Below are 14,610 nucleotides of genomic sequence, written 5' to 3'. Positions count from 1 at the left end.
GGGGATCGGCCAGCCTCATCGAGCGAGAAACCGACGAACGGGAAAAGCGTGCCGAGCCGCCATGGGCGGCCGGTCGCGACTGACGGGCGGACGTGACGTCGTCCGCCGATCTCCGCCTCCCGCCTGTCGCGGGCGACGTCTTCTCCCTGTCGTCAGCAGCTTCTTTTGGTGAGCTGCATTCCTCATTGACGAGTGCTAGCATGGCGGAATAAGCGAGCAATAACGAATAAGGATGCCGGTATCGATGAGCTGCATTCGCTGATGATCGGTGGATTGCCGCCTCTGCAGTGGCTCTCGACCTTCCGGGCCGTGATGGAGGCCGGCAGCTTTGCCGGTGCGGCCAAGCTCCTGAGCCTGACGCCGTCGGCGATCAGCCACCAGATGCGAGCGCTGGAAGGCATGCTGGGCCGCCAGCTCTTCCTGCGCGTCAAGCGCAGCGTCGTGCCGACCGAGGAAGCGCTGACCTACAGCGCCTCCATCGGGGAGAGTTTTGCCAGGCTCGTGACCGCGACCAGCCGCGTCGCATCGGGCGCCGGCGTGCGCCGCCTGCCGATCCACTGCTCGCCGAGCTTTGCGACATTGTGGCTGGTGCCGCGGCTCGGGCAGTTTCTGCGCGAGCACCCGGCGATCGACATCGCGCTCTACGCCAGCCATGAGCCGGCGCGGCTTGGCCAGGACGGTATCCTCGTCGACATCCAGTATGCGCGCCCGGTGCCGGAATCCTGCGAGGCGGTGCCGCTGGCCGAGGAGTTGATCGTGCCGATGGCGTCCGCGGGCTTCATCGCCGAGCACCGGCTGACGAACCCCGCCGACATCGCCCGCGTCCCGCTGATCCATTCACTGCGCTGCGTGGTGCCATGGGACCAGTGGTCGGCGCGGCACGCGCCGCTGGTGCCGCTCAACCCGCGCGGCCTGCAGTTCGACCGCGCCCATCTCGCGCTCACGGTCGCTGCGGATGGTCTTGGTCTCGCGCTCGAATCGACCTTGCAGGCGCACGACCATCTGCGTCGCGGCACGCTGGTTATGCCGTTCGGGGCGCTTGGGATTTCCGCGATAGCACATCGCCTGCTCTATCGCCGGGAAGATCGCACCAATTCCGACATCATCGCCTTCGTCGACTGGATCACTGGCATGCTGGCGCCTGAACGCCTACGGATCAGCGCGAACGTCCTATGACGGCGCGGGATCGGATTGCGTATCGTTCAGGCGGACTAGTTGAGACGCTATCTTGGTAGGGCTGGCGAGCGGCCGACCGTCTCCTTGTCGGTAAGGCATTGCAACTGCTTGCGGGGCGTTTGAGCGGAGCCAGGAATTGTCCGCGCCAGTACAATCTGTGTTTGGATGTCTGCTCTGCAGCAGGCTGCCAGAGTCAGCTTATGGCGCATTTCGCCGTTCTTCACTAACTATCAAATAAGAAATTTTAGCGCTTCGGCGACGGCCTTGTCTGCTGACATCCAGCGGCTGGATGGGTAGGGGCGGTCGCCCGGCGCTCAGCTCAAGATGATCGGCGATGAGGCACATCCCCCTCAGGCTGCTGCCGTGTGTGCCAAACAGCTCCCATAGCGGCCCGAAGGCCGTATCGGCCGCGTTGGTGGCCTCGCGATTGCCGGTCAGGGCGCGCGTCAGGCGCAGCGCTTTCACTGGCAGAAGGCCTGCGATGACTCTGTACCAGGCGTCCGCGCCCCGACAGCCATGGTTCCGATCACGCCATGAGCCTAGCTCGATCACGCTGCGGCGGGTTCCGTATCGCCGCGGTGCGTCCAATTGCCATGGATCGGAACAGAAGCAGAGGCGGGCCGTTCGCTGATGATCTGACCCACACGCCGTTAAGGAGCGATCTCATGGCCATGACCCTCAAGGACATCTCCGAGAAGATGCAGGACATCGACTTCTGCATGCTTTCGACGAAGACGACCGGGGGAGAGTTGGCCAGCCGGCCGATGAGCAATAATGGCGAAGTGGAATATGACGGCGATTCCTGGTTCTTTGCCTATGAGACGGCGGCTTTCGTCGGTGAGATCGCAAGCGATCCGAAAGTCGGCCTGACCTTTTCGGCCGGCAAGAGCCTGCTCGGGAAACCGGGCATCTTCATCAGCGTCGGCGGCGAAGCGAGCCTCGTTCGCGACAAGGCAGAGTTCGCGGCGCATTGGGTCGATGATCTCGAGCGCTGGTTTCCGGACGGGATCGAGACCCCGGGCATGATTATGCTGAAGGTCCGTGCGAGCCACATCCATTACTGGGACGGCGAGGACCAGGGCGAGGTCATGTTCTAGAACGCGGCGAACCCGATGAGGTACTAGCGCTCTTCTTGGCTCTCGGAATGCTGGTCGATCCTAAGAATGCGTTTTGACGGCCGCAGGTCGGAATCGATCGCCAGCTCACACCGATCTAGAACGTCCGCTTTTAGCGGCGAGCCAGGGTCCGCTAGTGACGCGAGGCGGCCTCGAGGCTCTCCACCACGAGAATGACCGGCTCCCTAAACCGAGCCGCAGAGGCTGCTTACGGTCAGCGTTCACGCCGGTAGTGCATAGCGACCGCGCCGTTGCGGAGCGGCTTCGCCGAGACCAGTCCTAGCCGTCGCGTACTGGGCAGCCCGCCCTCGTAGAGCGTCGTGCCATGGCCCGCGATCCTGGAAGAGGAGCCTGTACTCGTCGATCAGGTCCAACTGGTCCAGCGCGCGGTAGCGAGCTGGCCGCTCCCGAGCAGGACGCCCGCCGGGTCGCATCCTTGAGCCTCTGCACACCGAGCCGCAGGTCGCCGGCGACGTGATGGCTGTTGGTCCAAGAGAAGTCTTTGCGCGTCGCAGACACCACGAATTCGACTTCGCCTCCAGCTTCACCGCCCACTCACGGATCGCCGGCGGCGCCTCTACGTCGCCGCGAGCGACGGCCGGCCAGTAGCTCTCCATCATTTCATAGGTAACGCGGCCCCAAAGCATTGCCCGCCTTCATCCATGAGGCGAGTGAAGAACGCATGCGTCTCGTCGTCGGCGATGCCCTCCCGATGATCGACGCAGCCGTCCAGGGTGACGTTTATGCTGAAGGTCAAGAGTCCCATGCGACAAGCCTAAGCCATCCGCTCACACAGGGATATCGCTCGCGGCAACGTTCACCGCCGCCATGAACAAGAACAGCTTCCTACCAGGGCGCGGTGAAAAGCCGTGGCTGACCAGCACACACGGCCTTGGTGTCGCGGCAGAGGCGTCGCAGCCGAACGGCATCGGCCAGCCAGGAGTCGCTCAGGTTGTCGGTTGAGGAAGTCAGGCTCAATCCTGAGCGTCTGGCTTGAGGCGGACCAGGAATTGCCGCATTCTCCAATGGGCCCTGCATGAAACTCGGATCGAGGTCCATAGTTACGCTTTTCCCACGGAAGGTCGTCGCATGGTCAAATTTGCCCTCATTCTTATCAACCGAGAGCTGCACAGATTGCCGACGTGAATTCAGTCTGGCTTCGATGAAATCAGAGCTGTCGCCACATCCCAAAGCCGACGCGCGTTTGCTGCGTCGATGGCGTAAGGCGCAACGCCGCCGCTGAAATCCGTTGGCCGCCGCGAGACGACGGGAGCCTCGTTGCAGTCTTCGAAGTAGCGCCCACCGACGCCCTGGAGCAGGGGCGATGCCGCCAGCAGGACGGACGTCGAAGCGCCCTGCTGGGGCGTCTTCTGTAAAGCGGGCGGCGTCCTGAGTCCGCCGGTGTGCTTTTGCAGATTGGTCGCGATGGCGCCGGGGTTGAGGGCGTTGGCGAGGATACCGTCCTCTCTCCATCGACGCGTCGCTTCGACGGCAAGGAGCACGCATGCCGTCTTGGCCTGTCCATAGGCCACGAATGGCGCATAAGGCATAAAATCGAAGTGTAGATCGTCGAAGATGACGGGTGCGAACATGTTGGCGCTGGAACTGAGCGATACGATGCGCGCGTGACCTGCGGCGCGCATCGCCGGATGCAGTCCTAGGGTCAGCGCGAAATGCCCCAGGAAATTCGTGGCGAACTGCATCTCCCATCCCTGTGGTGTGCGTTCGAGTTCTGGGAGCGCCATGATCCCGGCATTGTTGACGAGAATGTCGAGCGGTCCTTGCCAAGCCGCGATGAACGCCTGGATCGACAGCGGATCGACAAGGTCGAGCGGAGCGACATGGACCCGCCGGTTTTGCGTCGACTGCCGGATCTCCTCGGCGATGAGCTCGCTGTCTTGTGGACGGCGGACTGCAAGCGTGACCTCTGCGCCCACGCTTGCAAGCGCGCGCGCTGTCTCGATGCCGATGCCGGAAGCGCCGCCCGTGACGATGGCGCGCTTGCCGGTCAGATCGACGCCCGCGACGACATCACTTGCGGTTGTCTGAAAGCCGAACGGGGTGGTGATGAGATCCATGATGGCGACCTTCGGTCAAGGAATTGAGGTTCAGCCTGCGACGCCAGTCGCGGTTCGCAGGCGGGCATTCTCGGCTTCGAGCGCCGCCATCCTGGCCTTGACCGGTTCCAGCATCGCGGCGATCTCGGCTTCGGTGAAACGCGGCGTGATGTGCTGCGGGCAGTTCCAGTCGAAGGCTTCGACCGAGATCGAGACGGCTCGCTCGACAGTTGCCGGGTAGTCGGCAAGGCCCAGGCGGGCTGCAAGATCCGGATCATCATTCGCATCGACGAGCCGCATGCGGCCAAAGATTTTCAGCCGCCGCCGATGCGCATAGTCCATCAGGAACAGTGAGACACGGTCGTTGCCGGCAACATTGCCGGTGGTGACGTATTGTCGGTTGCCGCGGAAGTCAGCGAAGCCAAGCGTGGTCTCGTCGAGGACCCTCAGGAAGCCTGCAGGCCCCCCGCGGAACTGGACATAGGGCCATCCCGTTTCCGAGACCGAGGCGAGATAGAATCCGTCTCGCGCCGTGATGAAGTCCGCCTCGTCGGGCCCGATCCGGTCGTTGCGAGGCGCGCCTTGCGGATCGAGCGTGCCATCGATCCGGGCGTATTGGGCAGCGCTTCCAAAGTGCCGGCGCGCGGCCTTCACAGCTGGGGTCGAGGCGATCTCCAGATATTTGTGCAGCATAACGGCCTCCTGAGAAGGGGTAGACCGGCGGCACCACCGGCCCGAGAAAGCATGTCCTTCGAAACCAACGGCGATCGGGAGGTTCAGCCCTGATGCGCCCATTCGGCGGCTAGCCAGCGCATCTGCCCGCCGTCGGAGACGATGTGGCCGAGGCCGGGAAACGGCATATGCGTCGCTGCGATCAGGGCTTTCTCCTCCGCTGCGCGCGGGAAGAAGCGCGCCCTCGTCGCCCGCGCAGCACTGGGGTCCTGTTCGAAGACGAAGCCGATATCGGCTGAGACCGGATGGAGAGAGGGATGGAAGAGCATGTCCGAAACCATCAGCAGGCTTTTGCCGCCGTCCTCGACGCGCACCCCGATATGACCGGGCGTATGCCCCGTAAGGTCGATGATCGAGACCCCGCGCACGATCTCACGCTCGCCATCGATCGCCTGCAATTTCGGGTAGAGGCGCACCAGATCGGCCGAGGCGTCAAAGCTGCTCTTCAGGAAATCCGGCGCGGCCGAGCGCTTGGCGGGGTCAGTCCAGTACGCGACATCGCGACGGTCGACGTAGATCTCGGCTTTCGCGAAATTGCGCCTGCCTCCCGCCACCAGGCCGCCAAGATGGTCGACATGCATATGCGTGACGATGACGGCGTCGATCATGTCGCGTGTGATGCCAATCGACTGCAGCGCCGAGGGCAGGTCGCCGGTCTTGCCGAATGCCCCGGCAGGCCCGGTATCGACGAGAATCCGGCGCTCGCCGTCCTCGATCAGGTACTGGTTGAAGACAGCCGGATGCCGCCGGGCTTGGCGGCGAACTGCGCATTAGCCGCCTGCTCGATCTCTCGCGGCGTGCGGCCTGTGAAAAAGGCGAAGGGCATATCCGCGAACCCGTCCGCAAGCGCAGTCACCGTGAAGCGACCAAGCTTGATCTGGGCGAGAGGCATGGCCGCCTTGCTGTCGACAGAGGCCTGACGGGCAAAAGCGCCCCCGACGGGCACGGCCACACCGGCTGCAAGCGAGAGTGCGGGAAGGGAGAAGGCAAAGGCGCGTCGGGACAGATCGGTCATCGGTGGCTCCTGCTGAAAAGGACTGGAAGTGTTCGGCTAAGCAAGAATCTAGACGTTCCTAATTTGCTGGAGTATCCTGAGAAATCGGAACGTTTCCTCCCGTATTATGAAAGGCTTCATGGATCGGCTGGACGCCATGTCCGTGCTGCTCGCCGTCGTCCAGGAGGGCAGCCTCTCGGCCGGGGCGCGCCGTCTGCGTGCGCCGCTCGCGACGGTCAGCCGCAAGGTCCAGGACCTCGAACAGCATCTGGGCACGCGCCTGCTGGTCCGAACCAGCAGGCGGGTTGAGTTGACGGACGCCGGTCGTGGCTATGTCGCGGCATCCCAGCGCATCCTGGAGCAGGTCGATGAGGCGGAACGCGCCGCGGCGGGAGAGTTCCGCGAGCCGCGCGGCGAGCTGGCCGTGACCGCGCCGGTCGTCTTCGGGCGTCGCCACCTCCTGCCAATCGCGGTGAAGTTCCTGTCCGAATACCCGAAGATCGATCTTCGCCTGCAGCTCAGCGACCGGCACGTCAACCTGATCGAGGAGCATCTCGATGTCGGCATCCGGCTCGGCCATCTAGAGGACAGCAGCCTGATGGCGACACGGGTCGGGCAGGTCCGTCGGTTGATCTGCGCCAGCCCGGATTACCTGGCGCGCCGGGGAACACCCGTCTCACCGGACGATCTGAAGGACCATGACGGCATCACCTTTCGCGGCTTCTCGGTTTCGCCGGAATGGCGCTACCGGGGCGACAACCCGCTGCTGTCGGTCGAGCCGTATCCGCGGCTTGCGGTCAACTCGATCGAAGCGGCAGTCGACGCGGCCGTCGCCGGGCTCGGGATCGCCCGCGTGCTTTCCTATCAGATCGTCGACGAGCTTCGATCGGGCGCGCTCGTGCCTCTCCTCGAGGAGTTCGCGCCGGAGCCGATACCCGTCCAGCTCGTATATGCGAGCCAGGGGCAAATCCCCGTCAAGATCCGGGCGTTCCTGGACTGGGCGGCGCCGCGTCTGAGGGACAGACTGACGCGCCTGTTGATCGCTGGGGTTCCAAGATAGGGTCCTCGTTGGTCGCAAAACCGGTAGTAGGTGAAGCGGCGGCCGTGCTTTTCAGGCCCGAGGCCCTTCTATTCTCTTAAGTGCGCGGTTGAGCGGTGTTCTTGAAATCATCGACATCGGTATGTCTGCTTGCGGGCAAAGACCCAATGTCAGGAAGTGGCGCAACGCGTCAAAACTCTGGCCGCCCGCGAAGCAATTTATCGCGCGGTCGTGCGGCGCGCCCTTATCTCAAGCCGCCGGCCAATGAAATTCAGCACGTAGCACATCAGAAAATAGACTGTGCCAGCGAAGAAATATCCTTCCCAGAGGACATTTCCCCACGAAACGTCACCAATGGCGAGCTGCGTCGATCCCAGCAGGTCGTGGACGCCAACGATGATCACGAGCGAGGTGTCCTTCGCCAGCGCGACCATCGTGTTGATCAGTCCGGGAAGCGAAATCGTCAGCGCCTGAGGGAACACGACGAGCTTCTGCGTGTTCCAGCGCGACAGTCCCAGAGCGTAGGCCGCCTCCCGACTGCCGGTCGGAACCGCATCTAGGCCGGCGCGAATGGCTTCGGCCATGTAGGACGAAGTGTAGAGGCAGATCCCGACTACGATCCGGAGGAACAGATTGGCGTCAGCGCCAGAGGGCAGGAATAGAGGTAGAAGGATCACGGCCACGAAGAGGATCGCGATCAACGGCACGCCACGCATGAACTCGACATAGACGGAAGCGATAGAACGGATCAGCGGCTTATCGGACCTGCGCCCCATGGCGAGCAGGCCCCCGAACAGAAAAGAGACGCCCACGCCAATTCCGAACAGTAACAGCGTGAGGGTGAGGCCGCCCCACTTCTCGACAGGCACGGCGGTCATGCCCGGAAGCCGACCACCGAAGACTGTAAAGCTCATGCTGACCGAGAGGGCGTAGATGGCACCAGCCAGCGCGATCTGATAACGTTGAGCTGCGGCGAAGGCACCGATGAGTCCGAGCGCGGTGACGACCATCGAGGCATTGACTTGCCATCGCAGCTCTTGCGGATAGAAGCCGTAGAAGAGCTGCCCGGCCTTCTGAGAAATGAAGACCCAGCAGGCCCCCACGCGCCGACAATCGGCGGGAGCGCTCCCGACGAAATCGGCGTTGAACAATGCCCAGTTCAGCAGCGGAATCCCGCCCCCGATCAGTACCACCAGAGCCAGGATCGTGACCAGGCTGGTAGGGCCGTCGGAAAAGCTGCGCCGAACGAAATCCACCATAGGATTTGGTGACGGCGGCCTGTGCACATTCATCAGCCCAGGCTGAACGGTCATCTGCCTTGCCCCGCCGCTTTCAGCCTGCCGGCATAGAGATGCATCAGTCCCGCCGCCGCCAGGCTGATGACGAGATAGACCGACGTCACGATGATAAGCGACTCGATCGCCTGTCCGGTCTGGGTGAGAACCGTCTTGCCCATGATCAGCATTAGGTCGGGAAAGGCGATCGCGGCGACGATGGCAGTCTGCTTGACCATGTTGACGTATTGATTGGTGAGCGGCGGGATCACCACCTTGATCGCCTGGGGCAGTATCACCAGCCTGGAGATCGCTCGCTCATTCAAACCAAGTGCCTGACCTGCTTCGGTTTGGCCACGGTCGATGCCCTCGATAGCGCCGCGCAGAAGCTCGGCGATGAAGGCGGAGGAATAGGTGCACATCGCGACGATCACGGCCATGAGCTCGGGGATGACCAGGCCGCCCCCCCTCATGCCGAGCCCGGCGCGCACCGGAACCTCCCACCGCGGAGCAGCGCTCACAACGAAGGCCATGAAGAGGATCAGGCCCGCGGCGAGAGCCAGATCCGTGCGTGCGAAAGCCGAAGTCGGACGCTGCCTGCGAACCCTACGCGATGCGATGATTGGGAGTGTTCCGACTGCGCACGCGACCAGCCATCCCCACCAGGCGAGTTCGGGCCAGGGCGTGAAGAGACCGCGATTGTTCAAGAACACCGCATTGTCGACTACGAAGCCGTTGCGGGCGTTAGGCATCGCCGAGAAAACGGCGAAGTACCAGAACAGCAGGTGCAAAAGGATCGGCGTGTTGCGGAACAGGCCGATATAGCCGGCAGCCAGATGGGCGGCCAAGGGGCTCTTCGAAAGGCGAAACGAGACGACCACTAGCGCAAGAAGCGTCCCGAGTACCATTCCGGTGACGGCGAGGAAGAGGGTGTTGGTGATCCCAACCAGCAATGCCATCCATAACGGGCTGGCGGAACTAAAGGGCAGGAGCGAGAAGGCGACGTCGAAACCGGCCGGGCGCGACAAGAAGGCGAAGCCCGTCGTGATCCCTCGGGCGCTGAGATTGCCCATCGTCGTCGACACGATGGACCAACTTCCGAACGCCAGGCCGCAGATGAGCGCGATCTGGACGAGCGTGCCGACCAGGTCGCCGTTCGAGCGCGTAACGCGCAGCCGGCTGGTCCTCGGCGCCGTGGCTTCGAGGCGCGCCTCCATATCGTTCACCAGCGATCGCGATGTTACTGGAAGGAAGGCGCGATTAGAGCGCCACCGTTTTTCCAGAGAGCATTCAAGGTCTTCTCGCGAGGAATGCTGAACTTGCCGCCGGAGCCGATATGGCGGTCGTAGATTTCTCCGTAGTTCCCGAGGGTCTTAATGATCCGATAGCCCCAGTCGTCGGACAAGCCGAGCATCTGGCCGAAGCCTCCCTCGGCACCCAGCATGCGGCGGACTTCGGCCGGCGCATTGGGATCGGCCTTCATCGCATCGACGTTCTTCGAGGTGACGCCGAATTCCTCGGCGGCGATCAGGACATAACCCGTCCAGCGCACAATATCGGCCCAGTTGTTATCGCCGTGACGCACGGTCGGGCCGTTCAGGGACTTGGAGATCGACTCTTCGAGGACGACGAAACCATCGGGATTCGAAAGCGCCGCCCGGTAAGCGAACAGGGTCGAACGATCGGAAGAGAACACGTCACAACGCCCCTTCTCAAAGGCGGCGAGGGCCTGGTCTCGCGCATCGAAGACCACGGGCTTGTAGGTCATCTTGTTTGACTTGAAATAGTCGGCAACGATTACTTCGGTCGACAGGCCAGTCTGCGTGCAGACGTTCGCACCGTCGAGATCCTTCGCGGATTTAGCGCCAAGCGATTTCGCCACCATCAGCGCGTGGCCGTCATAAAAGGTGAAGATCGGAAAATCGAGCCCGAGGCTGGCGTCGCGCGAGAAGGTGTCGGTGACGGCGCGAGAGAGAATATCGACCTGACCCGATTGCAATTGCGGGAAGCGCGCGGAGGGCGTTGCAGGGAGGAACTTGACCTTCTGAGCATCGCCCAGGGCGGCGGCGGCAACGGCATGGCAAAAATCGACATCGAACCCAGTGTATTTGCCCGCGGCGTCCGGTGAAAAGAAGCCGGCGAAATTCTCGCCGACGCCGCACAAAAGTTCGCCCCGAGCCTTGACGGCCGCAAGTGTCGTCTGCGCCTGGGCGCTACAATTCCATGAAACCAGCGTTCCGATGACGGCTGCGAAAAGACCATGACGCATGACAACTATCCCCTCTTCTGAAGGCACGAGGTGCCTTCGGCGTGCCTGATCCCGTACCAGAGCACTTCCGACCGTGCCCGTCACGATCGAAAACCTCCAGCCGATATGTCATGAGAACATGAAGGAACGGGCAGTTCGTTCGGCCTGGCAGTTGCTCAGAGACGCTTCATGACCGGATCGCGATAGCTATAGCCTGATGACAACGGCCAGCACCGTATTGGAATTCGCTGGCCAGCCGGCCGCGGTGCACATTGCGCCCCGAGCGCCTCCGTATCGCCCCGCGAGACTGAAGGCGAATACAGGGGTTAAGATGAGCGTGGCGACATCCTTATTTGAATGCGACGTGGCCATCGTCGGCGCCGGCTCGGCGGGCATTGCTGCCGCCATCGGAGCATCGAATGTCGGCGCGCGGACGATCCTGATCGAGCGCTATGGCTTCGCCGGCGGGGCCGCTACGACATCGTCCGTGCTCGCCTATTGCGGCTTGTTCGCAAACACTCAGGAGGCCACGCCGGTGGTGGGGGGCGCCGCCCTCGACGTTCTGAATGCGCTCGAGAGACTTGGCGTGGACGTAAGTCCTCGCCGCATCAAGTCGACAGGCAACTGGATCATTCCGCTGAATCCGGAAGCCCTCAAGATTGCCATCGACCGCGCGGCAGCCCGGCATGGCATCCAGATCCTCTATCGCGCCTCGCTTTGCGATGTCGCCGTCGCCGGCGGCAGGATCGAATCGATCGCGGTCGGAGGCGACTTTGGAGTGGCGCGCATCGAGGCCAAGGCTTTCATCGACGCATCCGGAGAAGGCAATCTCTGGCATCTTGCCGGACCTTCGCGACGCGGCGCTATTCTGAGAATGCAGCCGGCTTCCCTGCCCGTCAGGGTCGGCGGGGTCGATCGAGACTGGCAGACGTCCCGCGATGCGTTTCGGACGGCGTGCGGCTTCTACAACGCACAGGATCCGCTGATCCGGGCCCGCGACAATGGCGGTGTCGTGCTGGACATTCCCGGAAGTACGGAGGTCTGGTGGATGGCGCTGGATTTCGAGACCGACCCCACGGATGCGGTCGGGATCGGACAGAGCGAGATCGCGGCGCGCGAAGCGTCTTGGCATCTGGTGTCGGCGCTTCGGCACGTAGGCGGCCCGTTCCGGAACGCCTATGTCGCCTCGACCGGCCCGCAGATCGGGATCAGGGAATCCCGCAGGCCGACAACCGTAGGCCGCGTCGCTGCCGAAGAGATCGTGGCGGGCAGCGTTCCCGACGACACGGTCGCGCTCGGTGGCTGGCCGATGGAAATCCACCATTCTCCGGGCGTGCAGGAATATATCCATGTCGGCGGCAAGGGCTTCTTCGGGATAGCTCTGGACGCGCTGCGCGTGGCCGGCATCGCCAACCTACTGGTAGCCGGTCGCCTGATCGGGGCTGACAGCAAAGCCTTCGGCTCGATCCGAGTCATGGGCACGGCATTCGCGACCGGGCAGGCGGCCGGAGTGTCCGCAGCACAGATGGCGTCATCTTCCGAAGTGTTTTGTCTTCAGGACGTCAGAAGCGCACTGACCGCTCAGGGCGCCATACTGCTCGGCTGATCCCGATTGCCCGCAGATGTCGCATTCGCGAACCGGGAGAGCTCGCCCTCCACCTCGGCTCTCACCGCCTCCTTCAGCATCCGCCCGAAGGAGGACAGCCCGCGTTCGACATGGACATGGACGAAGACGTTCATTCTCGGCGCGTCCGGCAGTTTTCTGATCGCGAAACCCGCCCATTCGAAGCTCGCCGCGGTGAAGCTGTCGACGAAAGCGAAGCCCAGCCCGACTTGAACCATCTGGCAGGCTGCCTCGGCGAAGCGAACGATCGTGTCGGGTTCGTACCGAATGCCACGCGCCGCTAGATATTCCGAGATTGCTTGCCCATGCGGGGTGGTCGGTTCAAAACCTATCAGGCTGCCACGCAAGAGATCGGCGACATCGCTGACCGCATCGGCTGGATAGGCAGCGGCCTGGCCCTCCGGCAGGACGGCGACGATCTCGCCGGAACCCAGCAGCTGCGTCGACAGTGCGGGGTGATCCTGCTTAAAGAGGCCGACGACCATCTCGCCTTCCCCAAAGAGGAGATAGTCGTTCACCTGCGCCACCGACAAGGTATCGAGGCGCATGATGAGCTTGGGGTAACGCTTTCTCAACTTCAGCATGGCGCGCGGAACGATGCGGGCGGCCAGACTCGGAGACGATCCGATCCGCAGCGTCATGTCGTCTCCAGCCGACATCCTCGCCATGGAATGCTGCAGATTCTGGATGCTTTTGAAGATCGAGGCGACTTCGCCGTAGAGGATCGTCGAATTGTAGGTGGGCTGCAGCCTGCCTTTCGACCTTTCGAAAAGCGGCATTCTGGCCTGATCCTCCAAATGCCTGAGGACACGACTGACCACCGGCTGCGACACGTTCAGGACTTTTGCGGCACCGATGACCGAGCCGGTTTGCATCACGGCATTAAAGACTTCGATCTGTCGAAGGGTGAACATGCGCGCCGGCCTCGAAATGTCCCGAAGACATACGGTAGAGCGGAGAAGGTCGTTGTCAACGCCTTGCCTGCCGCCTAGGAAATCCGGACTCGAATGACGGAACCGGCCCTTGGCTTACTCGCAGATCACTGCCATCCAGCAGAACATTGCTCTCGATACGACAGCATTGGCCGCTTTGGACAGGGGCGCCCTGGTCCGATCGCATTTCTGCATGCAGCGCTCGGCCGGTAGCGGTTCCGAACCCGCATTCAGCTATTACGGGCTCGAGGTCGAAGCCATCAAATACGAAACGGCTGCGCGTTATGTCGGCGACAGCCATGATTTGCCGGGCTTGCCGCGTGACCTACCCTTTGGCGGGGGCGTATTCGCCTACTTCCCCTATGAATTCGACGGCAAGCAGCCGGATAGTTCCGGAGCAATTTTCTGGTTCGTACGCACGCTTCTGGTGATCGACCACGGGGGTGGCAAGGCAGTTCTGGTTCGCCTGATGTCCGGTGAATTCGACGATGCGGCGGAGCGACGCAAGCTCGTCGAGCTGTTTTCGACAATATCGTCTTCGGTGGTCGCCTCGCGTGCTCGCCCGGCGAATCAAGCTCCTCTTGACTGGCAAATCGACATCGCTGCCGCCGACTACTTCATTGCGGTGGGCAAGGTACAGGACGCAATCAAGCGAAACGAGATCTCGCAAGCTATCCTCTCCATCGGTTTGTCGAAATCGACGACAAGCTCGGTCGAGGAGGTTTTTGACGCTCTGCGCAAGCGACGCCCATCCCCGCATGTGTTCATGGTCAAATCGGAGTATCTCTCCCTCGTGGGCGCCTCTCCGGCGATGCATCTGCTGAAGCAGGGCGACACGCTGACCATCGAAACCGATGCGGGCACGCGCCAGATCGGGCAGAGCGCCGAAGAGACGGAAGCGATCAAGAACGAGTTGTTCGCATCGACCAAGGATCGCGAAGAGCAGAAGATGCTCGTGGACGAAACCTTGATGGACCTACGGGCGATCGCGATCGGCGGCAAGGTGTCGATGCCCGTTGAACTGGAAGTCCGGCAACTGGGCAACGTGATGCATCTTTTCACGGTTCTCGAGGCGCAATGTTCGCCGCGCCTGGGCGCTCTCGAAGCCATCACCGCATGCCTGCCGGCGGCGGCTGTCACCGGCGCGCCCAGGAAGGGAGCGATGGCCACCGTCCGGGCGGTCGAATCCAAGGACCGGGGTCCCTATGGCGGTGTTGTCGGCTTGATCGGCTTTAACGGCTCCGTCGATTCCGCCATCATCCTGCGCTCGGCCTGGCTCCGGAACGGCACGATATCGATGCGCTGCGGCGGCGGCATCACGCACGCATCCATCGCGATCGACGAATATAACGAGTGCCACAACAAGGCGCGCGCGATGATGGATGCCGTCGCAGAGGCTGAGCGCGGCTAAGCGCCTCC

At 62.7% G+C, this 14,610-nt stretch carries 12 protein-coding genes and 2 pseudogenes; 5 read left to right on the top strand and 9 right to left on the bottom strand.

What is annotated here, in order from left to right; all coding sequences use genetic code 11:
• The first annotated feature begins 261 nt into the window (after nt 1-261).
• Complete coding sequence (locus AXW83_RS15155) at nt 262-1,176, top strand: LysR substrate-binding domain-containing protein (RefSeq protein ID WP_066614857.1); 915 nt, start codon at nt 262-264, stop codon at nt 1,174-1,176.
• A gap of 665 nt (nt 1,177-1,841) precedes the next feature.
• Nucleotides 1,842-2,273 carry a pyridoxamine 5'-phosphate oxidase family protein gene (locus AXW83_RS15150; RefSeq protein ID WP_066614855.1) on the top strand — a complete coding sequence of 144 codons (432 nt, stop codon included), beginning with the start codon at nt 1,842-1,844 and terminating at the stop codon, nt 2,271-2,273.
• Nucleotides 2,274-2,907: 634 nt separating this feature from the next.
• Here AXW83_RS15150 and AXW83_RS27835 read toward each other — a convergent pair.
• The 4 genes and pseudogenes from AXW83_RS27835 to AXW83_RS15130 form a co-directional block, all read right to left on the bottom strand.
• The gene (locus AXW83_RS27835) at nt 2,908-3,057 is read right to left on the bottom strand and encodes a hypothetical protein (RefSeq protein ID WP_236841679.1); all 150 of its coding nucleotides are present in this window, start codon (nt 3,055-3,057) and stop codon (nt 2,908-2,910) included.
• 382 nt (nt 3,058-3,439) lie between these two features.
• The gene (locus AXW83_RS15140; protein WP_066614853.1) at nt 3,440-4,369 is read right to left on the bottom strand and encodes an SDR family NAD(P)-dependent oxidoreductase; all 930 of its coding nucleotides are present in this window, start codon (nt 4,367-4,369) and stop codon (nt 3,440-3,442) included.
• A gap of 30 nt (nt 4,370-4,399) precedes the next feature.
• Nucleotides 4,400-5,041, bottom strand: coding sequence for a pyridoxamine 5'-phosphate oxidase family protein (locus AXW83_RS15135; RefSeq protein WP_066614846.1), 642 nt, complete (start codon nt 5,039-5,041; stop codon nt 4,400-4,402).
• Nucleotides 5,042-5,124: 83 nt separating this feature from the next.
• Nucleotides 5,125-6,095, bottom strand: a pseudogene (locus tag AXW83_RS15130) (MBL fold metallo-hydrolase).
• A 118-nt stretch (nt 6,096-6,213) separates the two neighbouring features.
• Here AXW83_RS15130 and AXW83_RS15125 point away from each other — a divergent pair.
• Nucleotides 6,214-7,134 (top strand): LysR family transcriptional regulator, encoded by a 921-nt coding sequence (locus AXW83_RS15125; protein ID WP_082767152.1) that lies wholly within the window; start codon nt 6,214-6,216, stop codon nt 7,132-7,134.
• Between the two features lie 197 nt (nt 7,135-7,331).
• On the opposite strand, the gene AXW83_RS15120 is transcribed toward AXW83_RS15125, so the two are convergent.
• Genes AXW83_RS15120 through AXW83_RS15110 form a run of 3 tightly spaced genes read right to left on the bottom strand, consistent with a single transcriptional unit; the run spans nt 7,332 to nt 10,656 of the window.
• Nucleotides 7,332-8,426, bottom strand: a complete 1,095-nt coding sequence (locus AXW83_RS15120; protein WP_082767151.1) for an amino acid ABC transporter permease — start codon at nt 8,424-8,426, stop codon at nt 7,332-7,334.
• A complete protein-coding gene (locus tag AXW83_RS15115) occupies nt 8,423-9,604 on the bottom strand; it encodes an amino acid ABC transporter permease (RefSeq protein WP_066614838.1) in 1,182 nt (393 codons plus the stop codon). The genes AXW83_RS15120 and AXW83_RS15115 overlap by 4 nt, the downstream gene beginning before the upstream one ends.
• A 23-nt stretch (nt 9,605-9,627) precedes the next feature.
• The gene (locus AXW83_RS15110; RefSeq protein WP_066614836.1) at nt 9,628-10,656 is read right to left on the bottom strand and encodes an amino acid ABC transporter substrate-binding protein; all 1,029 of its coding nucleotides are present in this window, start codon (nt 10,654-10,656) and stop codon (nt 9,628-9,630) included.
• Nucleotides 10,657-10,999: 343 nt separating this feature from the next.
• Between AXW83_RS15110 and AXW83_RS15105 the strand changes: the two genes are divergently transcribed.
• A complete protein-coding gene (locus tag AXW83_RS15105) occupies nt 11,000-12,241 on the top strand; it encodes an FAD-dependent oxidoreductase (RefSeq protein WP_066614835.1) in 1,242 nt (413 codons plus the stop codon).
• On the opposite strand, the gene AXW83_RS15100 is transcribed toward AXW83_RS15105, so the two are convergent.
• Together AXW83_RS15100 and AXW83_RS28265 are read right to left on the bottom strand one after the other, a co-directional pair.
• A complete protein-coding gene (locus AXW83_RS15100) occupies nt 12,217-13,038 on the bottom strand; it encodes a LysR substrate-binding domain-containing protein (RefSeq protein WP_236841677.1) in 822 nt (273 codons plus the stop codon). The two genes, AXW83_RS15105 and AXW83_RS15100, sit on opposite strands and share 25 nt — an antisense overlap.
• A gap of 18 nt (nt 13,039-13,056) precedes the next feature.
• Nucleotides 13,057-13,134: pseudogene (locus tag AXW83_RS28265) on the bottom strand (hypothetical protein); the annotation flags it as partial.
• A gap of 148 nt (nt 13,135-13,282) precedes the next feature.
• On the opposite strand from AXW83_RS28265, the gene AXW83_RS15095 reads away from it, so the two are divergent.
• Nucleotides 13,283-14,602, top strand: coding sequence for a chorismate-binding protein (locus AXW83_RS15095; RefSeq protein WP_066614832.1), 1,320 nt, complete (start codon nt 13,283-13,285; stop codon nt 14,600-14,602).
• Nucleotides 14,603-14,610: the final 8 nt, after the last annotated feature.

The organism is Bosea sp. PAMC 26642, assembly GCF_001562255.1.
Lineage (GTDB): Bacteria > Pseudomonadota > Alphaproteobacteria > Rhizobiales > Beijerinckiaceae > Allobosea.
The sequence above is the reverse complement of the archived record's forward strand: the minus strand, read 5'-3'. Positions and strand labels throughout refer to the sequence as shown.